The sequence below is a fragment of the Cryobacterium sp. Sr8 genome, assembly GCF_004403225.1.
Taxonomy (GTDB): domain Bacteria; phylum Actinomycetota; class Actinomycetes; order Actinomycetales; family Microbacteriaceae; genus Cryobacterium; species Cryobacterium psychrotolerans.
The window spans coordinates 1-24,044 of the sequence record NZ_SOHO01000039.1; the positions used below are offsets into that span (position 1 = coordinate 1).

Genomic DNA, 24,044 nt, shown 5'->3' on the forward strand with positions numbered 1-24,044 from the left:
CGGCACGCCCGAGCCGAACTCGGTGGCGCCGGAGGCCACGAGGCCGAGCGTCACCGCCGGGTTCAGGTGCGCGCCCGAGTTGTAGGCGACGATCACGCCGGCGTAGACGCCGAGGCCCCAGCCGATCGCAACCATGAGGAAGCCCCCGCCGAAGCCCTTGTTCTTCGCGAGCGCGACGTTGGCGACAACGCCGCAGCCGAGGAGCACGAGGATGGCCGTCCCAACGACCTCCGACAGGAAAACCACACCGATGTTGTCCACGTCAACCTTCCACACTCAGTCTGGGGATGGGGTATCCGGCCCTTCGTGTTGACAGGTTGCGGCCCAGACTAGCGCGCGCCGCGCTCGGCTGTAATGGCAGGGCTGCATGGCGTCTCCGGGCCCTTTCGGGTCGTGCGCTCCTCGCGTAGGTTGAGCGGTGCGCCACGGACTGCAAGAAACCCGTAGCGGAAGAAACCCGGAGCGCAGGGCGTCGCCCAGCACCTCCGGCGCCAACAGATCCGAAGGACGGTCATGAAGAAGCTCATCAACGATCCGAGGAACGTCGTCAATGAGGCCGTCGCCGGCTTCGGCGCCGCCCACCCGGGCCTGGTCCGGGTGTCGCACGATCCCAACGTCATTGTGCGCACAGATGCACCGGTCGCCGGCAAAGTCGGCATCGTCAGCGGTGGCGGCAGCGGCCACGAACCACTGCATGGAGGCTTTGTCGGTCCGGGGATGCTGAGCGCCGCTGTGCCGGGAGCGGTCTTCACCTCGCCGACGCCGGACCCCATCGTCGACGCGACGAAGGCGGTCGACGGGGGAGCGGGTGTGCTGCATATCGTCAAGAACTACACCGGGGATGTGCTCAATTTCGAAACCGCGGCAGACCTCGCCGCGGCTGAAGGCATCGAGGTGCGGTCGGTGCTCGTCAACGACGACGTCGCCGTGAAGGACTCCGTCTTTACCGCCGGGAGAAGAGGGGTGGCCGGCACGGTCCTGGTCGAGAAGATCGCGGGTGCCGCCGCAGAGCGGGGAGACAACCTCGCCGCGGTCGTGGCCGTCGCCGAGAAGGTGATCTCCCGGGTTCGCACCATGGGCGTCGCCCTGACTCCCTGCGTCGTGCCGCACGCGGGAGAGCCCAGCTTCACCCTCGCCGATGACGAGATCGAGATCGGCATCGGCATCCACGGCGAACCGGGCCGGGAACGAATCAAGCTCGAACCTGCAGACGCCATCGTGGACCGCCTCCTCGAGCCCATCCTCGACGACCTTCCCTTCGTCAGCGGCGACAACGTGCTCCTGATGGTGAACGGGATGGGCGGAACCCCGCAGGTCGAGCTGTATATTGTCTTTCGACGAGCCGCCGAGGTCCTCGCCGAAAAGGGGATCACGATCGCACGTTCGCTCGTCGGCAACTACACGACATCACTCGAAATGCAGGGGACGTCCATCACGGTGCTGAAGCTCGATGACGAGCTGACCGGACTCTGGGACGCACCCGTGCACACCGCAGCGCTGCGATGGGGAAGGTAGAGATCGCGTGGGTCTGGGCGTGGGGTGGGCGGAAGCCTGGATCAGGCACGGTGCGGATGTCATAGCCGAGCACAGGCTGGAGCTGATCATCCTCGACCGAGACATCGGTGACGGGGATCACGGCGAGAACATGGACCGCGGGTTCCAGGCGGTTCTGCTCGAGCTGGACGGCCTGCCGCCCGAGGCCAATCCGGGGGACGTGTTCAAGCTCGTCGCCACCACGCTCATCTCCACGGTCGGCGGGGCTGCCGGACCCCTGTACGGGACGGCCTTCCTCCAGGGGGCCCTCGCGGTCGCCGGCGCATCGACGCTGGACGGGGCCGCTCTCGTTGCTCTGCTGACGGCGGCACGGGACGGAATCGTGCTGCGGGGCAAGGCGGAATCGGGCGACAAGACCATGGTCGACGCCTGGACCCCGGCCGTGGACGCCGCGGCCGCCGCTGCGGCGGGCGGCGCGGACGAGAGGGCCATTCTTCTGGCAGCGGCCTCCGCGGCCGAGGCCGGAGCCGTGGCCACGGAGCCGCTCGTCGCGCGGAAGGGTCGGGCAAGTTACCTCGGCGAGCGTTCGGCCGGTCACCGCGACCCGGGGGCGCAATCCTCCGCGTTGCTCCTGCGGGCGGCAGCCGACGCCGCGGCACGGGGGTAGCGTGACGGGAACACCCGGGAAAGTGGGACTCGTCTTCGTCTCGCACAGCGTGAAGATTGCCGAGGGGCTCGTCGATCTCGCCCGCCAGATGGCGGCCACGACGTCGCTGGTTCCCGCCGGCGGGACCGATGACGGGGGGATCGGCACGAGTTTCACCAAGGTCATCGAGGCGATCACGGCGGCAGATTCCGGGGCGGGCGTTGCGATTCTGTGCGACCTCGGCTCGGCCATCCTGACCGCCGAGACCGCGCGCGATTTTCTGGGCCATGAGGTGCGTTCCCGGGTGCACATCGTCGACGCCCCGCTGGTGGAAGGGGGAGTTGCCGCCGCGGTGGCCGCCGAAACCGGGGGAGACCTCCCCGCCGTCGTGCGGGCGGCCCACTCCGCACGCGCCCTCGCGGAGAAAGCGGGTGCGGTCCCGGCCGCCGCCGGCACCGCGATCACGCGCACGGTCATCCTGCGCAACAAGGACGGGTTGCACGCGCGGCCGGCAGCCGAATTCGTCAAGCTGGCCAGCGCGTTCGATTCCGAGGTGACGGTGAACGGCAAAGACGCCAAGAGCCTGCTCGGCATCATGTCCCTGGGTTTGAACTGCGGGGCAGCGGTCAAGCTATCGTCTTCCGGAGCAGAGGCGGAGGCTGCGGTGACGGCCCTGGTGCGGCTCATCGAATCGGGTTTCGACGAGTCAGGATCGTGAGCGCATATCACAGCTGGGCTCAGGAGTCCAATCGGCGTATTGTGGAGCCATGGTCCAGCACAAGAAAACTCAGGGGAGCGGTTCGCGCACACACCTCTTCGAATGGGTGGAAGACAAGCTGCGCCCCATCTTCGACTCTCCGCCCGTCGGCAGCTACGAGGCCGAGCACGCCGTGAACCTGCAGGAGTGCCCGATCTGCGGCCATTCCATGCGCGAGCACACGATCGACCATTCGGTGGCGAACACGATCCTGGTCTGTCCGGTCCCGCACCCCGGGGCCTGGGACCGCGACGCCTTTGAGCCGGTCAACGAGTTCGGCATGGTGCGCCGCGGCAGGTCGCCCGCACCGGAGTAACGACTTCTCGCCGGATTCGGGATGAGGCCCGGGGGAGTAGATCGAGGAACTACGGGAGCAGGTTGTCCAGGACACGCGCCGCGTATTCCTGGGCGAACACCGCGGCGAAGAACGTGATCGTGGGGATGATCAACGATCCCACCGCATGGCTCAGCGCCTGTCTCCGTTTCGGACTGGTGGGGGAGTCGCGGATCATGTCGTGCAGTTGGATCAGCTGCCGGACCCGCTTCAGCGCTATCGGAGGCAGCTCTCGCCGGAATGGTAGAGGATCATCACGAGGAGCGACGTGCTTCCGATCGGAAGCCGGCTGAGGGTGACCGGGGCGACCAGGCCGGCCAACAGGACGATGAAGAGCGTCAGTGCGCGACGTATGTGGAGAACAGGCGTTCGAAGGACTCGGCTCTCCTCTCGGGTCGCTGGTCGATCACGAAACCCCACCTCTTCAGAACCGCCTGACCTGGCCTGGCGTGGCGTCACAATACAGCCGCGTTTCGGTGCTGAATAGGGGTGAGGCGGGGCAGGGAGTGGCCGGGCATTGCGTATACCCAATTCACGACTTGACATAATGTGCATTATCGGACACATAATGCCTAGAAGGAGTTCGGACTCCCGGGGCTTGGTGATTGGGATGTTGCGCACCATCTGCCGGTGCAGAAATGCGTGTGCGCCCTCGCGAATGTGCGATCCAGTTGCAGCCGCAGTCGCAGTCGCAGCCACAGCCACAGCCACAGCCAATGCGACGGAGGCTCGACGCCGACCAGCGGCGTGCCGGTGGTCCAGATATCCACCCTCGACAAATCTCCCGGCAGGTCCCATGTTCTTGACATAATGTGCGGAAGGCGCCGGCCCGCCGGACAAGCCTCCGCAGCCCGGTCAGGCGCCGACGTAGGCCGCGAGGTGCACGCCGGTGAGGGTGGATCGGGCTGCGACGAGGTCGGCGGGTGTGCCCTCGAAGACGATCCGGCCTCCCTCGTGGCCGGCGCCGGGGCCGAGGTCGATGATCCAGTCGGCGTGCGCCATGACCGCCTGATGGTGGGCGATGACGATGACCGACTTGCCGGAGTCGACGAGCCGGTCGAGCAGGCCGAGCAACAGCTCGACGTCGGCGAGGTGGAGGCCGGCGGTCGGCTCGTCGAGCACGTAGACGCCGCCCTTTTCGGCCAGGTGGGTGGCCAGCTTGAGCCGTTGCCGCTCGCCGCCGGACAGCGTCGGGAGCGGCTGGCCGAGGCTGAGGTAGCCGAGCCCGACGTCGGCGAGCCGGTCGAGGATGGCGTGCGCGGCCGGCGTGCGGGCCTCCCCCGCGCCGAAGAATTCCAGGGCCTCGGTGACCGACATGGCGAGCACCTCGCTGATGTCGCGGCCGCCGAGGTGGTATTCCAGCACCGATGCCTGGAACCGCTTCCCCTCGCACACCTCGCAGATGGTGGCGACGCCGGCCATCACGCCCAGGTCGGTGTAGATGACGCCGGCACCGTTACAGGTGGGGCAGGCGCCCTCGGAGTTGGAGCTGAACAGCGCCGGCTTCACGCCGTTGGCCTGACCGAACGCCTTGCGGATCGGGTCGAGCAGTCCGGTGTACGTCGCCGGGTTGCTCCGCCTCGAGCCGCGGATCGCGCCCTGGTCGATCGACACCACACCGGCGCCGGCGGGGACCGACCCGTGCACGAGCGAGCTCTTACCGGAGCCGGCGACGCCGGTGACGACGACAAGCACCCCGAGCGGGATGTCGACGTCGACGTCCTTCAGGTTGTGCGCGCTCGCGCCCCGGATCTCCAATTTTCCAGTGGGGGTGCGCACGGTGTCTTTGAGGGTGGCACGGTCTTCGAGATGGCGGCCGGTGAGGGTGCCGCTGGCCCGCAGCCCCTCGACGGTGCCCTCGAAGCAGACGGTGCCGCCCGCCGTACCGGCCCCGGGGCCGAGGTCGACGACGTGGTCGGCGATCTGGATGGTCTCCGGCTTGTGCTCCACGACGAGCACGGTGTTGCCCTTGTCGCGCAGCTGCAGCAGCAGCTCGTTCATCCGCTGGATGTCGTGCGGGTGCAGCCCGATGGTCGGCTCGTCGAAGACATAGGTGATGTCGGTGAGCGAGGACCCGAGGTGGCGGATCATCTTGACGCGCTGTGACTCGCCGCCCGAGAGCGTGCCCGACGGTCGATCGAGGCTGAGATAGCCGAGTCCAATCTCGACAAACGAATCAAGGGTCCGCAGCAGCGCTCCCCGCAGCGGCGCCACCGACGGCTCGTCGAGACCGCGCACCCACGCGGCCAGGTCGCTGATCTGCATCGCACAGGCGTCGGCGATGTTGAGCCCTGCGATCCGCGACGACCGTGCGCCCTCGTTGAGTCGGGTGCCACCGCACTCGGGGCAGGCCGCGAAGGTGACCGCGCGCTCCACGAAGGCGCGGATGTGCGGCTGCATCGCGTCGACGTCCTTGGAGAGGAAGGACTTCTGGATCTGCGGGACCAGGCCCAGGTACGTCAGGTTGATCCCATCGACCTTGATCTTCGTCGTCTCCTTGTAGAGCAGGTCGTGCAGTTCCTTCCTGGTGTACTCGCGGATCGGCTTGTCCGGGTCGAACCAGCCGCAGCCGCGGAAGATGCGGCCGTACCAGCCGTCCATCGAGTAGCCCGGGATCGTGAGCGCGCCCTCATCCAGCGACTTCGAGTCGTCGTACAGCGCAGACAGGTCGATGTCGCTCACGGTGCCCATGCCCTCGCAGCGCGGACACATGCCTCCGGTGATGGAGAAGCTCTGCCTCACCGCCTTGCTGGACCCACGCTCGACGGTGACCGCCCCGGCGCCGTGCGCGGAGGCGACGTTGAATGAGAACGCCTGGGGCGAGCCGATGTGCGGCCGGCCGAGCCGGCTGAAGAGGATCCGCAGCATCGCGTTGGCGTCGGTGGCGGTGCCGACGGTGGAGCGGACATTGGCGCCCATCCGCTCCTGGTCGACGAGGATGGCCGTGGTCAGTCCGTCGAGCACGTCGACGTCCGGCCGGGCCAGCGTCGGCATGAAGCCCTGCACGAAGGCGCTGTAGGTCTCGTTGATCATCCGCTGCGACTCCGCGGCGATCGTGCCGAACACCAGCGAGCTCTTGCCCGAGCCCGAGACGCCGGTGAACACCGTCAGCCGGCGCTTCGGGATCTCGATGCTGACGTCCTTGAGGTTGTTCACGCGGGCGCCCTGCACGCGGATCAGATCGTGACTGTCGGCAACGTGCGGCGCAGGTGACTGCGTGTCGGTTCTCGTGGCCAGGCTCATCGTGTCTCCCCATGTTAGGCGGGGCCGCTTCGCGGTCTCCGCCAGCGACGCCTGGCTCGATCCAACCAGCTTCGAGCAGTACATCAGATTCTCCTGCGTCGGCGCGGTCGCGGCAACGGTCCCTGTCACGGGGAATCTTTGCGGGCGGAGCGGGTGTCGGCGGCCGCGTGCTCAGCATCCTGCTCGGAGTGCTCCTGGTCATCGCCGGCATCATCGGGATCAGGAACCGACTCAGCTCGCTCGCCCTGCTCACGATGGTGATCGGGATCTCCCGGATCATCGAGGGCGTTGTCGGCCTCGTCGAGACGTCCCACGACTCCAGCAGATGGTTCGGCTGGCTCTTCGGAATTGTCGCCATCGTGGCCGGCACCGTCCTGCTCCTGACGGCGATCGAGTCGCTGGGCGTGCTGGTCTGGATCGGCGGAATCTTCCTGGTCGGCTCCGGCGTCATCCAGCTGGTCCAGGCCTTCACCTTCGGCAAGCGCGCACGCACAGCGAATCGCGCTGAACCGAGGGCAGGAGGGGCCCGTTCAGCTAACGGCCCCCGGGTTCTCCGCGGTGGGCAGGTGGCGGGCCCACCAGTCGAGGATGATGTCGAATCGGTGAAGGCGGTGCCGAGGGCTGCCCCCGCGGCTGAGCTCGTGATTCTCGCCGGGGAAGATGACGAGTTCGGCGGGCACTCCCCCGCGTTTGAGCCCGGAATAGTACCGTTCGGCCTGGGACAGCGGGCACCGCAGGTCCAGCGCCGAGTGCATGACCAGGGTGGGCGTCCTGACCGCTCCCACGCAGGCCTGGGGGCTCTGCGCACGCACGAGGTCCGGATCGGTGCCCACGTACTCATCGGTGAACGAATCCCCGATGTCCGATGTCCCCACGAATGCCTCGGGGTCGAGGTAGCCGCGCTCGACGATCGCGGCGGCGAAACGGTGATCGTGCGCGATGGTCCATGCGGTCAGGTACCCGCCGTAGGAGCCGCCCATGATGCCGAGTCGGTCTGGGTCCAGCGACGGGTCCTCGGCCAGGGCGCCGTCCAGGAAGTCGAGCACATCGGCCTGGTCGAGGACTCCCATGCTCTGCCGGATGGCCCGGCCGTGTGCGTGGCCGTACCCGGATGAGCCGCGAGGGTTGCACATCACGACCGCGTAGCCGGCATCCGCGCAGACCTGGGCCTCGTCGAGGAGCGCGACCGTGTACTGGGCGAAAGGGCCGCCGTGGATGGTGAGCAGCACCGGGTGCGGGCCGGGCCCGGGAGGCGCGACCACCCATCCGTGCACGGGATAACCGTCCCCGCCGGCGACGGTGAGTTCCCGCGCGGACGTCATTCCCGTCCCGCGCAGGGGCGCGGAAAAATCGGTGAGCCGCCGAAGCCGCGGGGTCTCGGCCAGGGCGAGGTCGCCGGCGGTGAGCGCGTCCTGGAAGGCGAAGACGGTGTTCTCCCCCACGGTGTCGACCCCGGACACGACCACGGCGCTGTCCGTCACCTGCAGGACCACGCCGTCGGCCGATACGCTGACCAGGTGCACGCGGCCGCGCGATTTGCTGTGCGCGAGCACCAGCCCGTCGGTCGTGATGCCCAGCTCCATCTGGTTGTCGAGGTCAACCTCTTCCGGCTCGGTGAGCCGGACCGGTCCCCCCTCCCCGCGAATGCGATAGAGCCCGGTGGTGCGGGCAACGAAGTCCCGCCCGCTCTCCCCCACGGCCTCGGCCAGCGCGTAAATGGTGCCGTCGACCGCCCAGGCGACCTGGCCGATATGAAGGCCGGCCTCCGCTCCGACGGCGATTCGTTCCGGCACGCGGGGCGACGCGCCCGCCGGGTCGAGCAGGAGTTCGACCAGCTCGGTAGCGAGGTCTCGGTCCCGGCCCTCGTGGCGGGCGGAAATGGTGAGGAGCTTCGTGCCGTCGGGGGCGAAGGCCAGGCCGGAATGGTCGAAATCACCGGCCGTGACCTGGCGCGCCTGCGGCAAACCGAGCGGGACGCCGTCGCCCCCGGCCAGGCCGGCCGGTTCGTCGCCCGGCGAGGGCGCCGGGGCCGCCGGCGGCTCGGCCCAGACGTCAGGCACGTCGACCAGGAACAGGTGGGCGCGCTGGTCGACCGTGAAACCGACACCGTTCGACTGGTAGCGCAGGGTCGTGATCCGGCGCGGGGGTTCGGAACCAGGATCGATCCCGGGGACGGTGCCGTAGCGGCCGGGTTCAGGCACACGGGCGACGAAACCCAGGACCCGGGAATCGGGGCGCCAGCGGTAGTCGGTGACGCCGAGGGGCGCGTTTGTTACCCGGACGGGCTCTCCCCCGGCGGCGGCGACAACGTGCAGTTGAGCGGGTCCGTCGGGGGAAGTGCGGAGGAAGCCGAGGAGGCGTCCATCCGGTGAGAAGCGCGGGGCGGTGTCGCGGTGGCCCCGCGTTACTCGGCGCGGAGAGGGCTTGCCCGTCAGGGCGACCGTCCAAAGCTGGCCGAGGTAGTCGTCGGCACTGAAATCAGGGCGCACCACCGAGAAGACTGCCCGGCTGCCGTCGGGGTGGATGGTGGGCCGTGAAACCGTCGATACAAGAGGGAGGTCAGGCGCCTTCATCCATCGCTCCTTCTAGCCGCCGTTGAAGTCGGTGGTGTCGCCAACGTAGCGCGTATTGTTCTCCGGTACGGGCTCGACCGCAGCCAGGGCGATCTCCGCGGCGAATTCGCTCACGTTGTACAACCGGCCGGCGGCGTCCTTCCGGGCGCTGATCGCACCGGGGTTGGCTCGTTCGAGCAGGGTGGCCGTGATCGTGCCCTCGATCATGTCCCCGGACACCACGACGAATCCGATGCCGGCTGCCTGCAGTTCCGGGATGAGGGCGCGCAGGGCGTCCTCGCCGGCGCGCTTGCTGCGGGCCACCGGTTCGTACTCGGGCATCGTCGCCGTCGTCTCGATGAAGTGGGCCTGGTGGCTGGTCACGAACACCACGCGGGAGCCCGGCCCGAGCAGTGGGATGGCTCGGCGCAGCAGATCGACCTGCGCGTGCCGGTTGAGCTGCATGGCGTAGTCGGCGGCCATGCCGCTTTCCATGCCACCGGAGGCGTTCATCACGAGAATGTCCAGGCCGCCGAGTTCCGCGCGGATCGAATCGAACATGGCGGCGACGGAATCCGGGTCGGTCAGGTCGGCGCCAACGGTCATGGCCGTGCCGCCGGCCGCGCGGATGGCGTCGGCGAGCTTCTTCGCCCGTGCCTCCTTGTTGCGGAAGTTGATCACGACGTCGGCGCCGGCCTCCGCGAAGTATCCGACGGTGTCAGCTCCGATTCCGCGGGAGGAACCGGTGACGAGGACGCGCTTGCCGGTGAGGGAACCGGGTGCGAGGGGATTGTTCGAAGGGATGCTCACGAAAAACAACCCTAGCAACATGACTCGGCGCCCGGACCCGGGATGATAGCTTCTGAGATGTACCGACACGCGAGGGGGGCGGGATGCCCGATCTGACGCAATACCTGTGGATTATCTGGCTGGTCTTCATCCTGATCTGCGTGATCATCGAGCTGCTGTCCCTCGAGTTCACCTTCCTGATGATCGCCGCCGGCAGCCTCGCCGGCCTCGGCGCGAACCTGCTCGGCGCCGTCTGGTGGCTTCAGATCCTGGTCGCCGCCGTGCTCTCGGTCCTGCTGCTGCTGACCATTCGCCCGCTGCTCCTGCGCGTGATGGCGAAGGGGGCCGATCCCACCCCGACCAACGTCGCCGCGCTGATCGGACTGAGCGGCCGGGTGGTGTCCACCGTCGGCGGGGATACCGGCGGGCTGGTGAAGCTGGCCAACGGTGAGACCTGGACCGCACGACTCTCCCCCGGCACCGGTCACGGGGCACTCGAACCCGGCGACGAGGTCCACGTCGCCGCGATCGAAGGCTCCACCGCCGTCGTCACCCCCTCGGAAAGGAACACCGCGTAATGCTCAATCCTGGAGAATTCATCGGGCAGATCTTCGTCATCGCCCTCCTGGTCGTGATCGGGGTGTTCGTCATCGTGGTGCTCGCGCGGGCCATCAAGATCATTCCGCAGGCCAACGCCGGAGTCGTCGAGCGCCTCGGGAAGTACCACAAGACCCTCCTCCCCGGGCTGAACATCCTCGTGCCGTTCATCGACCGCGTGCGGCCGCTCCTCGACATGCGCGAACAGGTCGTCTCCTTTCCTCCGCAGCCCGTGATCACGGAGGACAATCTGGTCGTGTCGATCGACACGGTCGTCTATTTCCAGGTAACGGATGCCCGGGCCGCAACCTATGAGATCGCCAACTACCTCGGTGCCGTTGAGCAGCTCACCACGACCACCCTGCGCAACGTGGTCGGCGGACTCAACCTCGAAGAGGCGCTGACCAGCCGGGACAACATCAACGGCCAACTGCGCATCGTGCTCGACGAGGCAACCGGCAAGTGGGGCATCCGGGTCGGCCGCGTCGAGCTCAAGGCCATCGACCCGCCGCACTCGATCCAGGACTCGATGGAGAAGCAGATGCGCGCCGAGCGCGACCGCCGCGCGCTGATCCTCACCGCCGAGGGCACAAAGCAGTCGGCGATCCTGACCGCCGAGGGCGCGCGCCAGGCCGCGATCCTCCAGGCCGAGGGCCAGGCCCAGGCCGCGGTGCTCCGCGCCCAGGGCGAGGCCGAAGCCATCCAGATCGTGTTCAAGGCCATCCACGACGGCGATCCGGACCCGAAGCTCCTGGCCTACCAGTACCTCCAGACCCTCCCCAAGCTGGCCGAGGGCAGCGCGAACAAGCTGTGGATCGTACCGAGCGAACTCACCGAGGCCATGAAGAGCATCGGCCGCGCGTTCGGCCAGAACGCCGTTCCCGGTTCGCACGGCGGGCCTGCCCACACGTCGGAGTAGCGAAGCGCCATGCCGGCCGAGCAAGCGTCGCAGTTCCTCCTGCCGCCGGTGCCTCGCGTCTTCGCGCACCGGGGGCTGAGCCTGGAGGCGCCGGAGAACACGCTGCTGGCCTTCCTCAAGGCCCTCTCCAGCGGCGCCACGCACCTGGAGACGGATGTGCACGTGTCGCTCGACGGGGTCGCCGTGCTCAGCCATGACCCCGACCTGGCCCGTGTGGCCGGGAGCACGGCGCGCGTCGACCAGCTGACGATGGCGGAGCTCAGTCGGGTCGACCTGGGCGCCGGCCAGTCGTTCGTGTCGCTGTCCGAAGCGCTCAGCGCATTCCCCGAGGCCCGATTCAACATTGATGTGAAGGTGGCGGGAGCGGTGGAGCCCACCGCGGGGGCGATCCGGGATGCCCGCGCGAGCGCCCGGGTGCTGATCACGTCATTTTCCGAGTCCCGTCGCCGGAGCGTCGTGGGGCTTCTCCCCGGCGTGGCGACATCCGCGTCACCCTCCGTGCTGATCAAGGCCCTGCTGTCTTCCCGGATCGGCCTCACCTGGTCCGCCCGGCGGGTGTTGCGGGGGTTCGCAGCGGTCCAGGTCCCCGAGCGCTACGGCCGCGTGCGGGTGGTCACGCCGCGCTTCATCCGAGTCATGCACGCCGCCGATGTCGAGGTGCACGTCTGGACCGTGAACGATCCCGCCGCAATGAGCCGGCTGCTCGATCTGGGCGTGGACGGCATCGTCACCGACCGGTGTGACCTGGCGGTCGCCGTCATCGCCGCCCGAGCCTGAGAAATGACCGTGAGAACGCGCATAACGGAAAGATAACGTTCAGCTTCATGGTTTATACCTGAGAGTGCATCGAGAGGAGAAACACGATGGCGGATCGCAGTTTGCGTGGTATGAGGTTGGGCGCCCAAAGTCTTCAGAGCGAAGAGGGTGTCACGTTTTCACCCCGAATCAGTCACACGTACCGGTGTGCAACGTGCGATCGCGAGACGGTGATGGTTTTTTCGGCCGACGCAGAGGCTCCCGACGAGTGGGAGTGCCGGTTCTGCTCGCAGACGGCGACCCGGCTGGTGGATTCCAAGCCTGTTGTCGTCGACCACTCTGATGAGAAGGTCGCTCGTACCCACTGGGACATGCTCCTGGAACGGCGCACCCGTCCCGAACTCGAAGAACTCCTCGAGGAACGACTCACGGTTCTTCGTGAGCGCCGTGGCTCGCACAAGATCGGTGCCTAAGGCACGGTAGTCATCTGACGCTTGCTCCCAACAGACCGTCCGCGAGCGGGTGAGGGACGGCTCGTCACCACTCCCCCGAAGCACATCATCAGGCCGATAAGGCCGAGTCCGGTGACGAACCATTCGATCTGGCGTCCGAACGCCATGGCCGGCGTGATGGTGTCGCTGAGCGGCACGGTCTGCACCATCGACCCTGGCTGCCAGGTCGGAATGCTGTCGATCGTCTGCCCGTCCGGGGCGATGATGGCACTGGACCCGACCGTGGAAATGTTCACGACCGTCCGGCCGGCCTCGATCGCCCGGAGCCGGGCGATCGCCAGTTGCTGAACGCTTTCATCGGTGCGGCCGAAGTCGGCGTTGTTCGTCTGCGCCAGGATGATCTGGGCATCCTGGTCGATCATCTCGTGCACAAGCTGGTCGTCCGCGATGTCGAAGCAGATCGCGATGCCGGCCTGAAGGCCGTCGATATCGAACACGTTGCTCTGGGTGCCGATGCCGTAGTCGCGAGAGACCAGGTCGATCAGTTCCGGGGCGAACGGGCGCCAGAAGTCCCGATCCGGCATGTACTCGGCGAAGGGCACCGGGTGCACCTTGTCATAGACTGCGACGGCGCCTTCGCCGGCCTTCCAGAGCAGGGAACTGTTGTAGTAGGTACCGTCATCGCGGCGGGTGATGGTGCCGGTGATGAGCGGGGCGTCCATCTCCCGGCTGATGGCGTCGGCGACCCGGGCGGCGTCATCCGATCGGGTCGGATCGATGTCGCTGGCGTTCTCGGGCCAGACCACGAAGTCGACCTCCTCGCCGATCAACGGCAGGGTCTCCGAGACGTGGTCGTCCAGGATCTGGCCCGGCGAGAACCTCGCGAACAGTCCAGCGTCCGACGCGCCCTGGACCGCGGCAAGCCGGGTCGTCCCGGTCTCCACCGTGGGCCAGGCCGGAATCGCGAGCAGGAGGGCAACCGCGCCGACGGCGATGCCCGAGCGGAAGCCCCGGCCCACCTCCGCCTCGCGCAGCAGCTGCACGCACAGCGCGCTGAGCCAGACGAGCAGGAAGCTCAGGCCCGACAGGCCGACCCAGGCGGCCAGGGAATTGAATGGGCTCTCCGACTGGGAGAGGGCCACCCGCCCCCAGGCGAAACCACCGTACGGCCACACGGCCGAGAGCGCTTCTCGCGCCGTCCAGATCCCCGCCACGACCACGGGGACCATGCCCAAACGGCCCAGCGGTGTCGGCCAGACCACGGGGCCGACGCGCAGGACGAAGGCGATCAGCGCCAGGCCGACTCCGAAGAACAGCGCCTGCAGGACGGCGAGGGCGAGCCACGGCACCGGTCCGAGGTAGAGAGTGAGCCAGGAAATGTGGATCAGCCAGAAGGACAGCCCCGCAACCATGCCGACCAGGAGGCCCGTCCATGGTCCGCGCCCGAGCAGGGCGACGAGCATCAGACCAACGGCGAGCGGAGCGAGGAACCACCAGTCACGATCGGGGAAGGCGGAGTCGAGAATGGCGCCGGCGCCCGCGGCCACGATGAGGGATGCCCACAGCGGCAAGCGCAATGAACGTTCGGTGCCCTCCATCACGTCACCAGCCTAAGCGACGGACGAGTAGGCCACGATGCCGCGGCGCACGGCGTCCATCGCCTGGCGGGCGGTGCGGCCGACCGGGTCGTCGGCGACGACCGAGAGCTGGTCGAGCAGATCGATGGTCTGTTTGGTCCAGCGCACGAAGTCCCCGGCCGCCATCTCCGCCTCGGCGAGGACGTCGGTCAGGGCACCGCCCCGAGCCCATTTCCACATGGCCAGGCTGAGGCCGAGTGCCAGGGGGTTGCTGCCGGGCAGCTTGTTGTCGCGTTCGAGATCGTCCAGGCGGCTCCACAGCTCGTGAGTGCGGTCCAGGGCCGGCATGAAGGTTCCCCTGGGGAGATAGCGCTCATTGATCAGGCCCTCCTCGCGTCTTGGTTCGAACACCAGCGCGCAGGCCATCGCGGCCAGGCCGGCCGGGTCGAGCTCGGACCAGATACCCTGGCGCAGGGCCTCGGCGACGAGCAGGTCACGGTCCGCGTAGATGCGCCGCAGGATGCGCCCGCTCTCGCTGAGCCGCACGGCCCCAGCCTCGTCGTTCTCCAGGTAGCCGTAGCCGAGCAGCACATCGGTGACCCGGTCGAAGATCCTGGCGATGGCGCCGGTCCGCGATGAGATCTGCCGGCTGAGGACATCCGTTTCTCGCGTGAGTTTCCACCACCGTTCGGCCCAGCGGGCGTGCTGTTCGCGCTCGGGGCAGTTGTGGCAGGAATGCGCCTTCAGGCGCTTGCGCAGGCTCTGGAGCTCGCGCTGGCGGCGTTCGCGTTCCCCGCGCGACGCATGCTCGACCCCGTCGCCCCCGCGCTCCAGCGCGGTCAGGCTGCGGCGAAGGGACGAGTAGTCCGCGAAATCGCCGAGGTGGCAGGTCATCGACGTGGCGAAGCCGGCGAGGGACTCCTCCTGCTGCCGCACCTTGCGGGCCAGGTCGACGACCGCCCGGTCGGCCTGGAACTGGGCGAAGGAGGATTCGAGCACCTCGCGGGTGCGCTCCCGCCCGAACTGGTCGATCAGGTTGACGGCCATGTTGTAGGTCGGTTTGAAGCTGGAGTTGAGCGGATATGTGCGCCGGGAGGCGAGCGAGGCGACCGCCTGCGGGTCGAGCCCCTGCGCCCACTGGATCACGGAATGCCCCTCGACGTCGATTCCCCGGCGGCCGGCCCGTCCGGTGAGCTGCGTGTACTCCCCCGGCGTGATCGGCACCCTCGCCTCGCCGTTGAACTTCTCGAGTTTGTCGAGCACGACGGTCCTGGCCGGCATGTTGATGCCGAGGGCCAGGGTCTCTGTGGCGAACACGGCCTTCACGAGCTTCTTCTGGAACAGCTCCTCGACGACCTCCTTGAAGGCGGGCAGGAGGCCGGCGTGGTGCGCCGCGACGCCCCGTTCGAGGCCGTCGAGCCACTCGAAATAGCCGAGGACGCCGAGGTCCTCGTCGAGCAGGGTGCGACAGCGTTCGTCGACGATCCGGCGAATCTCCTCACGCTCGCGGGCGTCGGTAAGGCGTACACCCGCGCGCAGGACCTGGCGCACGGCCTGGTCGCAGCCGACCCGGCTGAAGATGAAGAAGATGGCGGGAAGCAGGTGCTTGCCGTCGAGCATCCGCACGATTTCCGAGCGGTCCATCCTCCCCGCGTCTGCCTGTGCCCGGTCGAGGTAACTCCCCCGGTCCGAGCCGCGCCGCCGGGACGAGGAGCGATCGCCGAGTGACCGCTGGCCCGACCGTGCCAGCTGCACGAGTTCCGGGTTGACCCTGTGGTCCTGGCCGAGTCCCGAGCTGTCGAAAAGGTCGATCATCTTGCTCTTGACCAGCACGTGCTGCTCGAGTGGGACCGGACGCTCCTCCGAGACGATGACATCCGTTCCGCCGCGCACGGCCTGCAGCCAGTCGCCGAATTCCTCGGCGTTGGAGACGGTCGCGCTCAGCGCGATCATCCGCACACTCTGCGGGAGGTGGATGATGACCTCCTCCCAGACGGCGCCGCGGAATCGGTCGGCGAGGTAGTGCACCTCGTCCATGATGACGAAGGCGAGGTTGGTGAGCAGGTCCGAGTCGGCGTAGAGCATATTGCGCAGCACCTCGGTGGTCATCACCACGATCCGGGCCTGCGCGTTGACGTTCGTGTCTCCGGTGAGCAGGCCCACGGATTCGGGGCCGTACTCGGCGACGAGCTCCTGGAACTTCTGGTTACTGAGGGCCTTCATCGGGGCGGTGTAGAACACCTTCGCCCGGGGCTCTTGCATCGCCAGGAACACCGCGAACTCGGCCACGATCGTCTTGCCCGCACCGGTCGGTGCGGCGACGAGCACGCTGTTTCCCTCCTCGAGGGACGCGCAGGACGCGAGCTGGAACGGGTCGAGGTCAAAGCGCAGGCCGGACCGGAAGGCCTGCAGCCGCGGATGACTCGTCCGGGACCGGGAGGCCGCGTACTGCTCGGCCGGTGAGGGAATGGTTGTCATGCGGTGAGCCTAAAGTCCCAATTCCTGCTCGAAAGCCAACGTGCGCCGGGCGACGCGGCGGTCGTGCAGGTAGGCGATGCCGTAGGCGGCGAAATACAGCACCACCATCGGGATGGCGAGGAGGAACATCGACACGACATCGGCGGCCGGGGTGGCGATGGCGGTGAACAGCACGATGACCAGGATGGCCACGCGCCAGGACTTGATGATCGACTCCGCGGTGATCACGCCGGCCAGGTTGAGCAGCACGAGGAAGACGGGAAGTACGAACGCCACCCCGATGGCGATCATCAGCTTGAGCACGAAGTCGAGGTAGTTCTGCGCGTTGATGAACGCCGCATCCTCGGACGGCGCGAAGCTCGTCATCAGCCCGACCACATTCGGGAGCACATACCAGCCCGCGGCGCAGCCGGCCAAGAACAGCGGGACCGCCGAGAAGAAGAAACCGAAGGTGTACTGCTTCTCCTTGCGCGTCAGGCCGGGCACGAGGAAGGCGAAGATCTGGTACAGCCAGACCGGGCTGGAAACGATCAGGCCGACGTAGAAGGAGATTTTGAGCTTCAGGTCGAAGGCCGAGGTGATGTCGGGGTAGTTGATCTGGGCGTTCCGATGTTGCGCCTGGATGATCGCGTAGATCGGCTCGCGCAGGGCGTCCCAGACGTAGTCGGACAGGATCCAGCCAATGACCGCACCGACAAGGATGCCGGCGGCCGCCAGGAAGAGACGCTTGCGGAGTTCCAGCAGATGTTGCCCGAGCGACATCTTCCCTTCGCTGCCCGCACGCCGCGAGGTGCGCACGGCCAAGGGTTACGACTTCGTCGTGGGATCGGCCGATCCGGCGGCCTTCGACGTCTCGTCGCCGGACTTGCCGGCCTCGTCATCGACAGCGTCGCTTTTGATCTCGCTCTTGAAGATCTTCATCGACTGGCCGAGGCTGCGGGCCAGACCCGGCAGCTTGGGCGCGCCGAACAGGAGCAGAACGACGACGAGGATGATCAGGAAATGCCATCCGGTCAGGTTGTTAAGCATGAGGGTCAGTCCTCTGGTTCAGGGCGGTTTGTGTCATTAGTTTACTCCGCTGAACCAACCGATCCCGACGCAGCTGCCGGCGGCGTTCCGCGGCGGCGCGCTGGAGCTGGGCCGCGTCGGACAACTCCTGGTGGCTGCGGAAGATGGCCGGGGTGAACCTCACGGCGTCCGATTCGACGGGGCCGGGATCCAGGTCGACCATCCCGCCGAGGTCCTCGAGGGCGCGGAGGGTTCTCATCAGCTTCCGGAACAGCGTGAAACCGAACCAGGCCAGCATGCCGAGCAGGGCCAGACCGAGCCCGGTCCAGATGAGCACCCACGACCACCAGGGCATGGGCTAGGCCCGGCCGGTGGGCTCGTCGTAGCGGGCCGCGCCGGCCGCGGCCCACTCGGCGACGACCTGCCGCGCCTCGGCCGGTTCGACCACGGTGACGAGTCCGGCAAGGCCCCCGACGAGTCGTTTCAGGCCGTGATAGTGGGCAACGCGAAGCGTCGTCCGCACGCGATCGCCGCCAACGGGAGTCGTCGCCCGATCCGGCGCGTAGTCGGCCAGGAGGGCCAGGGCCGACGAAGGCAGTTCGATGACGACCGAGAGGTCCTCGTCCGAAGCCTGGAAGAGCGTGTCCGAGAGCACGAGGCCGGCGTCGTGCGAGCCGACCGGTTCCGTCGTTGCCCGCAGGTCGCTCATCCGGTCGAGCCGGAAGGTGCGGGGAGCCTGCCGGAGGTGGCACCAGCCGCGCAGGTACCAGTCGCTGTCCACGGACTCCAGGCGCAAGGGATCGACGAACCGGTGTTCGTTCTCGCCGCGGGCGTTGAGATAGTCGAATTCGACCTGGACGCCGTCCCGCCCGGACGCCTGGATCACCGTCATCGCGGCATCCGAATCGGGGCTCGACACCGCGAGCTGGGTCGGGGTGGCGGATGCGCCGCGGGTGAGCTTGGCCATGAGCGACGCGACGGCGTCCCGGTCGGCGTTCTCGGGCAGTGAGGAGAGGTACTGGAGCCCGGCGATGAGGGCGGCCGCCTCCCGTGCGGAGAAGCGGGGGGAATCGTCGATGGCGACGAGGTGGGTGAGCGCGATCCGGTCGTTGTCCTCGAACTCGTCCCAGTGGATGTCGAAGAGGTCCCCGTCGAGGTACTGGTGCGTCTCGCCGGGAATGCCGGACACCGCGATGAGCCGGACGGCGTCGCGCACGCGCTCCGGCGGAACACCGAAGTGCCCGGCGGCCTCGGTGACGGTGACGTTGTCGTGGTCCATCAGGTACGGGATGAGCGAGAGCAGGAAAGTGAGCTTGTCCGATGCCCCGAGGACCGGCGTGCGTGCGGTCATGCTGCGCTCCCCCGGGTCGTGCCGGTGTGCGCGTCGCGCACCCCGACGAGGCGTGTGCGGACGGCCTGGCGGAGCGCGAGCGGTGAGCGCACAAGCACCTCCGGACCGTAACCGGCCAGTTCGTCGGCGAGGATGTCGATATCCGTGTAATGCAGGGTCACGGCGTGCAGGGTCCCCGCGTCGGGGGTCACAGCGTCGGGGGTCACGTCGTCCGGGGCTGCCGTCGTCCCCCGGTCGGTCCCGCCGGTGTGGCGTTTGCTGAGTCGCACGGCGGCGTCGCTGCCGGGTTCGACCACCAGCTCGGCGACGTTGGCCTCCCAGAGGGCGTCGAGTTCGTCCAGCGCCTGCCGACCGGCGCCCTCCCCGTCGGGAATGAAGGTCTCACCGGGCACGGTCACGACGGGCCCGACGATGCGCGAGAGCAGGAAGGTGCGGGGGGCCCGAGCCTCCTGGTCGGTGCCGTAGAGGTGCCACCGTCCACCGTGCAGCACGATGGCGCGCGGGGCGACCCTTCGCCGACGCGGGGCACTCTCGCCCGGCTTGAGGTAGAGGAAGGCGACGACCTGGCCGTGATCCAGGGCCTTGCTGAGCGGCGCGAACGACGCGTCGCGGGCGCGCAGGTGCGGGGCGTAGCCGAGCACGGGATCGCTCGAGTCCACACCGAGTGAATTGAGTTTTGTCAGCGCCCGCCGGGACTCGGCCGACAGGGAGCCCTCGCGCCAGACCGTGGCGGCGAGCTTGAGGAGCATCAACTCGTCCGGGGAGAACGACACGTCGGCGGGCAGGTTGTAGAGGCCCTTAGGGATCCGGTACCGCAGCAGATGGTTGTTGCCCGGGTCGTCCTGCGGCTCGACGGTCTCGAGCGGGATGCCCAGCTCGCGGATGTCGTCCTTGTCGCGTTCGAACTGGCGCTCGAGGTTGGCGTTGTCGCCGCCGCTCAGATAGCGCTGGCGGTAGCCCTGCACCGTGGACAGGATATCGGACTTGGTCAGGCCGATCTCGGTCGCGATGAGCGCCAGGACGAGGCTGAACAGTCGTTCCTCAACGGTGATGCGGGGAGTCTGCTCTGGGGTGGACGGCACGCTGCGATTCTAACCGTGTCACTCGCCCGCGCCACGCAAAACCGCAGTTGTGCCGCCTAAAACGAGCTTAGGAACGGCACAACTGCGGTTTTGCGGGTGGGACCGGGTTACTTGATGCCGAGGATGTCGACGACGAAGACGAGCGTCGATCCGGCCGGGATGGTGTCAGACGCCTGGTCGCCGTAGCCCTGGTCGGGCGGGATGACCGCGATGACCTGCGAGCCGACCGTTTGGCCGACAAGTGCCTTGGCGAACCCGGGAATGACGCCGCCCTGGGTCGTGGAGCCGTCGGCGGCAGCGAACTCGGCGGGTTCGCCGGTCTTCCAGCTGGAGTCGAAGACCTTCTTGGTGTCCCAGAGCACGCCCGTGTAGTGCACGGTGACCGGGTCGCCCTCCTTGACCTTCTTGCCGTCGCCCTTCTTCAGCACGTTGATCTCGAGCTTGGTCGGGGCCTTCGAGGCGGGAATGGTGATGCCGGGCGCGCCGTTGTCGGCGAGTACGACGGCGGGCATCCCTGCCTTGGCCGGCTGGGCGTCACCGTCGGCGCGGGTCTTGTAGGCCTTGACGACATCGAGGACGAAGACGAGAGTGTCGTTCTTCTTGACGCCGATCTGCTCGTTTCCGCCCTGGGGGCCGAAGGCGTCCTTGGGGGCGACGGCGAGCGTCAGGCGCGACCCCTCCTGGGCACACTTCAGGCCCTGGGAGAGACCCTTGATGGTCTTGTCGTTGAGCACGAAGCCGGCCAGCGTCGTTCCGTCGTACTTGCTTTCCTCGATGACCTTGCCGGTGGTGCCGTTGTAGACACTGAGGTCGATCTTGACCTTCTGGCCCGTGGCGAGTCCCTTGCCCTCGCCGGCGATGACCTCGCTGCGCTCGGTGGTCTTCGCCTTGAGTGGTGTCGGGAAGTCGACCTTGGGCTTCGAGCCGAACTTGCCGTCGACCTCGACCAGCTTGGAGGCCGCACCCTCCTTGACGGGCGCTTCACAGCCCGCTTCGTTCGTGCCGGGGGCGCACGCGGTCAGCGCGACAATCAGTAGTCCGGCGGTGGCAATCGATGCGAATGCTTTGCGCACAAGTCCTCTTCTCGGTATTGCGGGGGGCACGGCGGCATGGGCCGCTGCGCAGTGCTTGGGGCGATTGGTGGTTGCCGCTTGGGTTGAGGGCAAGGGCCCATCCTAACCGGCGTCGAGGTCGCGAGCCTTGGAAAGTGCTGCACCCGTGCCGGCAGCCCGCACGCGCTTGCGCAGGACCTTCGGGCTGACACTGCGTTCGCCCAGGGCCCCGGGGGTCCAGGCCTCGACGTCCGCGTCGGCGAAATCGGTCTTGGACGGGCGGCGCTTGAGCTCGGGCAGGACGGTGTCCGGCGCCAGTCGACGGGCCGTGATCAGGAAGCCGGTGTGGCCGATCATCCGGTGGTCGGGCCGCACGGCCAGGCCCTCGACATGCCAGCCCCTGATCATCGTCTCGTTGGAGTCCGGATTCGTGTACAGCCCGGAGCCGCGGATGGCTTCGGCCACCCTGGACAGCTGGGTCACGGTGGCGACGTAGCAAAGCAGAACTCCGCCGGGCCTGAGGGCGTCCGAGACGGCGCCCAGGCATTCCCACGGGGCGAGCATGTCCAGCACGACCCGGTCGACGGACTGCGGCTCCACGGTGGTCGGCAGCGCCTCGGCGAGGTCGCCCAGGGTGATCGTCCAGTTCGCGGGGTCCGAGCCGAGGAAGGTGGCGATGTTGGCGCGGGCGACATCCGCGAACTCGCCTCGCCGTTCGAAGGATGCGAGCCGGCCGGCCGGCCCGATCGCCCGGAGCAGCCAGAGGGACAGCGCGCCGGATCCGACGCCGGCCTCGACCACGGTCGCGCCGGGGAAGATGTCCGCCTGGGCGAGGATCTGCGCGGCGTCCTTCGGATAGATGATGGCGGCGCCGCGCGGCATCGACATGACGAAGTCGCTCAGCAGCGGGCGCAGGGCCAGGTGCTCGACGCCGACGTTGTTGGTCACGACCGAGCCGTCCGGCAGGCCGATGATGTCGTCGTGCGACAGGATGCCGCGGTGGGTGTGGAAGACCTCGCCCGGAACCAGGGTGATCGTGTTCATCCTGCCCTTGGGCCCGGTCAGCTGAACTCGGTCCCCGGCCCGGAACGGTCCGCTGTTCTGGATGACCTGACTATCGTTCATGCGGTGGCTGCGCCCTCGTTGGTGGTGGTTCCGGTCTGCATCGGTATGTGGATTCGATCGAAGGCCCTCCGCCGTTCGCCGAAGAGTTCGGTGAGGCCGGCCACGGTGCGCCCGGCCAGGCTCGGCCAGAGCGTGTAGTGCACGCTTTCCGGCAGGTCGATCTGGTGCGGCACGCCGATGACGACGGCCCCGGCTGCGACGGCGGCCGTGACGCCCGGTATGGAGTCCTCGAAGGCGACACAGTGCTCGGGGTTCACCCCGAGGTAGGCGGCTGCGGCAAGGTAGGCCTCCGGGTGGGGCTTGCCGTGGGTGACCATGTCGCCGGCGATGATGGTGTCGAAGGCAGCGAAGTCGATGAGGTCCGCGACCTGGCGCGCCATCCGTTCCACCGACATCGTCACCAGCGCCATCGGAATGCCGGCGTCCTTCAACTCCGCGAGGAGCTCCCGCGCTCCCGGACGCCAGGGCACGCCGTGCTCGGTGAGCTGCGCCTGCACCCGGTCGGTCAGCCAGTACACGATCGCGTCGGCGTCCATGTCGACGCCGCGGTCCTGCAGGATGGCGGCCGAGGCCCAGAGCCCCGACCCGATGTTGAGCATGCAGTCGGCGTGCGTCCACTCCCCCCCGAAGGACGCGACCAGTTCCGTTTCGGCCACCATCCAATAGGGTTCGGTGTCGACGAGGGTTCCGTCCATGTCCCAGAGGACCGCTGCCGGGATGTGGGGAATTACGGGGATCAGGTTCACGGGGTTCAAGTGTAGAGGGCACTGACTATCCTTGAGTGAGGTTCTCCGAGTGGAGCATCCGTAATGATCGGGGTCTCACGCAGTGACAGACGGCAATGGGCTTCTCAGCGCTCGACTTCTGGTCGTGGCGTTCGAGGGCTGGAATGACGCGGGCGAGGCGGCCACCGGTGCCGTGCGCGCGCTGAAAGAGTTGCTCGACGTTGCCGAAATCGCCCAGGTCGATCCGGAGGTGTACTTCGACTACCAGTTCAATCGGCCGACCATCGCCACGAACGAAGACGGCCGACGCCTGATCGAATGGCCGAGCGCGATCATGTTCGGCCCGACAACCCCCGGGGCCGCCGGCGCCCCGCTCGCCGAGGACGCGCAGCTGCGGGTCAGCGGCACGAACGCGGGGAACATCTACCTGCTGCTGGGCACGGAGCCGTCCCGGAGCTGGAAGGGCTTCGCGGCGGAAATCCTCGACGCCGCCCTCGCCGCCGATGTGAGCGCCATCGTGTTTCTCGGGGCGATGCTCGCCGATGTCCCGCACACCCGGCCGATCTCGATCTTCGTGTCCAGCGACAACCCCGAGGTGCGGGCCGAGCTGGAGATCGAACGCAGCAACTACGAGGGCCCGGTCGGGATCCTGAGCGTTCTCGCGGAGGCCGCCGAGAAAGTCGGCATCCCGACGTTGTCGATCTGGGCGTCCGTCCCGCACTACGTGCACAACGCCCCCTCCCCCAAGGCGATGCTGGCCCTCATCGACAAGCTCGAGGAGATCATCGACGTCGTCATCCCCCGCGGGAACCTGGTCGCCGAGGCGGCCGAGTGGGAAAGCGGCATCGACGCGCTCGCCGCGGAGGACGAGGAGATGGCGGCGTACATCGCGCAGCTCGAGCAGGCCCGCGACACCGTGGACTCGCCGGAGGCCAGCGGCGAGGCGATCGCCCAGGAGTTCGAACGCTACCTGCGCAAACGCGGGGACGGCCAGGGCGGCTGGGCCGACGGCCGCCCTGGCCCGGACGCGCCGCGCGCGCCCTGACCCCCGACTTCCCCCCTCTTAGTCCCCGCGAAACCGCACTTGTGCGCGTTATTCGGGCGTCA

Annotated in this window: 24 protein-coding genes and 1 pseudogene; 10 read left to right on the top strand and 15 right to left on the bottom strand. The window is 67.9% G+C overall.

What is annotated here, in order from left to right; all coding sequences use genetic code 11:
• A partial coding sequence (locus tag E3T54_RS06430) for an aquaporin (protein WP_174844398.1) occupies positions 1-261 on the bottom strand: 261 nt, incomplete at its 3' end.
• Positions 262-513: 252 nt separating this feature from the next.
• Between E3T54_RS06430 and dhaK the strand changes: the two genes are divergently transcribed.
• Genes dhaK through E3T54_RS06450 form a run of 4 tightly spaced genes read left to right on the top strand, consistent with a single transcriptional unit; the run spans position 514 to position 3,213 of the window.
• Positions 514-1,515 carry a dihydroxyacetone kinase subunit DhaK gene (dhaK, locus tag E3T54_RS06435; RefSeq protein ID WP_134475038.1) on the top strand — a complete coding sequence of 334 codons (1,002 nt, stop codon included), beginning with the start codon at positions 514-516 and terminating at the stop codon, positions 1,513-1,515.
• A 7-nt stretch (positions 1,516-1,522) separates the two neighbouring features.
• Positions 1,523-2,161, top strand: coding sequence for a dihydroxyacetone kinase subunit DhaL (dhaL, locus tag E3T54_RS06440; protein ID WP_134475039.1), 639 nt, complete (start codon positions 1,523-1,525; stop codon positions 2,159-2,161).
• A gap of 1 nt (position 2,162) precedes the next feature.
• Positions 2,163-2,858 carry a dihydroxyacetone kinase phosphoryl donor subunit DhaM gene (dhaM, locus tag E3T54_RS06445; RefSeq protein WP_241977094.1) on the top strand — a complete coding sequence of 232 codons (696 nt, stop codon included), beginning with the start codon at positions 2,163-2,165 and terminating at the stop codon, positions 2,856-2,858.
• Positions 2,859-2,907: 49 nt separating this feature from the next.
• A complete protein-coding gene (locus tag E3T54_RS06450; protein ID WP_134475040.1) occupies positions 2,908-3,213 on the top strand; it encodes a hypothetical protein in 306 nt (101 codons plus the stop codon).
• A 49-nt stretch (positions 3,214-3,262) separates the two neighbouring features.
• On the opposite strand, the gene E3T54_RS16735 is transcribed toward E3T54_RS06450, so the two are convergent.
• Entirely contained in the window at positions 3,263-3,409 is a 147-nt protein-coding gene (locus E3T54_RS16735; protein WP_166804854.1) for a hypothetical protein, read from the bottom strand.
• 677 nt (positions 3,410-4,086) lie between these two features.
• The gene (locus tag E3T54_RS06455; RefSeq protein WP_134475147.1) at positions 4,087-6,474 is read right to left on the bottom strand and encodes an excinuclease ABC subunit UvrA; all 2,388 of its coding nucleotides are present in this window, start codon (positions 6,472-6,474) and stop codon (positions 4,087-4,089) included.
• A gap of 11 nt (positions 6,475-6,485) precedes the next feature.
• Here E3T54_RS06455 and E3T54_RS17680 point away from each other — a divergent pair.
• Positions 6,486-6,953 (top strand): annotated as a pseudogene (locus E3T54_RS17680) (DUF308 domain-containing protein); the annotation flags it as partial.
• A gap of 51 nt (positions 6,954-7,004) precedes the next feature.
• Here the strand turns inward: E3T54_RS17680 and E3T54_RS06465 are convergent.
• Together E3T54_RS06465 and E3T54_RS06470 are read right to left on the bottom strand one after the other, a co-directional pair.
• Positions 7,005-9,047, bottom strand: coding sequence for a S9 family peptidase (locus E3T54_RS06465; protein WP_134475041.1), 2,043 nt, complete (start codon positions 9,045-9,047; stop codon positions 7,005-7,007).
• Positions 9,048-9,059: 12 nt separating this feature from the next.
• Positions 9,060-9,836, bottom strand: coding sequence for an SDR family oxidoreductase (locus E3T54_RS06470; RefSeq protein WP_370255022.1), 777 nt, complete (start codon positions 9,834-9,836; stop codon positions 9,060-9,062).
• Between the two features lie 83 nt (positions 9,837-9,919).
• Here E3T54_RS06470 and E3T54_RS06475 point away from each other — a divergent pair, with 83 nt between their 5' ends.
• The 4 genes from E3T54_RS06475 to E3T54_RS06490 all read left to right on the top strand — a co-directional run bounded on the left by E3T54_RS06475 (position 9,920) and on the right by E3T54_RS06490 (position 12,560).
• On the top strand, positions 9,920-10,393 hold the full coding sequence (locus E3T54_RS06475; protein WP_092321874.1) for an NfeD family protein: 474 nt from the start codon (positions 9,920-9,922) through the stop codon (positions 10,391-10,393).
• The gene (locus E3T54_RS06480) at positions 10,393-11,331 is read left to right on the top strand and encodes an SPFH domain-containing protein (RefSeq protein WP_134475042.1); all 939 of its coding nucleotides are present in this window, start codon (positions 10,393-10,395) and stop codon (positions 11,329-11,331) included. Before E3T54_RS06475 ends, E3T54_RS06480 begins: the two co-directional genes overlap by 1 nt.
• 9 nt (positions 11,332-11,340) lie before the next feature.
• Positions 11,341-12,108 carry a glycerophosphodiester phosphodiesterase gene (locus E3T54_RS06485; RefSeq protein ID WP_092321877.1) on the top strand — a complete coding sequence of 256 codons (768 nt, stop codon included), beginning with the start codon at positions 11,341-11,343 and terminating at the stop codon, positions 12,106-12,108.
• Positions 12,109-12,194: 86 nt separating this feature from the next.
• Positions 12,195-12,560: an RNA polymerase-binding protein RbpA gene (locus E3T54_RS06490; RefSeq protein WP_134475043.1), complete on the top strand. Its 366-nt coding sequence runs from the start codon at positions 12,195-12,197 to the stop codon at positions 12,558-12,560.
• Here the strand turns inward: E3T54_RS06490 and lnt are convergent.
• The 10 genes from lnt to E3T54_RS06540 all read right to left on the bottom strand — a co-directional run bounded on the left by lnt (position 12,557) and on the right by E3T54_RS06540 (position 22,952).
• Complete coding sequence (gene lnt, locus E3T54_RS06495; RefSeq protein WP_134475148.1) at positions 12,557-14,137, bottom strand: apolipoprotein N-acyltransferase; 1,581 nt, start codon at positions 14,135-14,137, stop codon at positions 12,557-12,559. The two genes, E3T54_RS06490 and lnt, sit on opposite strands and share 4 nt — an antisense overlap.
• A 12-nt stretch (positions 14,138-14,149) precedes the next feature.
• On the bottom strand, positions 14,150-16,594 hold the full coding sequence (locus E3T54_RS06500; protein ID WP_134475044.1) for an RNA helicase: 2,445 nt from the start codon (positions 16,592-16,594) through the stop codon (positions 14,150-14,152).
• Between the two features lie 9 nt (positions 16,595-16,603).
• Positions 16,604-17,356, bottom strand: a complete 753-nt coding sequence (tatC, locus tag E3T54_RS06505) for a twin-arginine translocase subunit TatC (protein ID WP_092321883.1) — start codon at positions 17,354-17,356, stop codon at positions 16,604-16,606.
• A gap of 45 nt (positions 17,357-17,401) precedes the next feature.
• Positions 17,402-17,623 carry a Sec-independent protein translocase subunit TatA gene (tatA, locus tag E3T54_RS06510; protein WP_092321885.1) on the bottom strand — a complete coding sequence of 74 codons (222 nt, stop codon included), beginning with the start codon at positions 17,621-17,623 and terminating at the stop codon, positions 17,402-17,404.
• Positions 17,616-17,957, bottom strand: a complete 342-nt coding sequence (locus E3T54_RS06515) for a hypothetical protein (protein ID WP_134475045.1) — start codon at positions 17,955-17,957, stop codon at positions 17,616-17,618. Before E3T54_RS06515 ends, tatA begins: the two co-directional genes overlap by 8 nt.
• A gap of 3 nt (positions 17,958-17,960) precedes the next feature.
• Positions 17,961-18,953 carry a YafY family protein gene (locus tag E3T54_RS06520; protein WP_092321889.1) on the bottom strand — a complete coding sequence of 331 codons (993 nt, stop codon included), beginning with the start codon at positions 18,951-18,953 and terminating at the stop codon, positions 17,961-17,963.
• On the bottom strand, positions 18,950-20,035 hold the full coding sequence (locus E3T54_RS06525) for a YafY family protein (protein ID WP_134475046.1): 1,086 nt from the start codon (positions 20,033-20,035) through the stop codon (positions 18,950-18,952). Before E3T54_RS06525 ends, E3T54_RS06520 begins: the two co-directional genes overlap by 4 nt.
• Before the next feature lie 107 nt (positions 20,036-20,142).
• Positions 20,143-21,108, bottom strand: coding sequence for an FKBP-type peptidyl-prolyl cis-trans isomerase (locus E3T54_RS06530; protein WP_166784367.1), 966 nt, complete (start codon positions 21,106-21,108; stop codon positions 20,143-20,145).
• A 102-nt stretch (positions 21,109-21,210) separates the two neighbouring features.
• The gene (locus E3T54_RS06535) at positions 21,211-22,212 is read right to left on the bottom strand and encodes a tRNA (adenine-N1)-methyltransferase (RefSeq protein WP_134475048.1); all 1,002 of its coding nucleotides are present in this window, start codon (positions 22,210-22,212) and stop codon (positions 21,211-21,213) included.
• On the bottom strand, positions 22,209-22,952 hold the full coding sequence (locus E3T54_RS06540; RefSeq protein WP_255452836.1) for an HAD family phosphatase: 744 nt from the start codon (positions 22,950-22,952) through the stop codon (positions 22,209-22,211). The genes E3T54_RS06535 and E3T54_RS06540 overlap by 4 nt, the downstream gene beginning before the upstream one ends.
• A gap of 88 nt (positions 22,953-23,040) precedes the next feature.
• On the opposite strand from E3T54_RS06540, the gene E3T54_RS06545 reads away from it, so the two are divergent.
• On the top strand, positions 23,041-23,982 hold the full coding sequence (locus E3T54_RS06545) for a proteasome assembly chaperone family protein (RefSeq protein WP_134475049.1): 942 nt from the start codon (positions 23,041-23,043) through the stop codon (positions 23,980-23,982).
• Positions 23,983-24,044 lie beyond the last annotated feature (62 nt).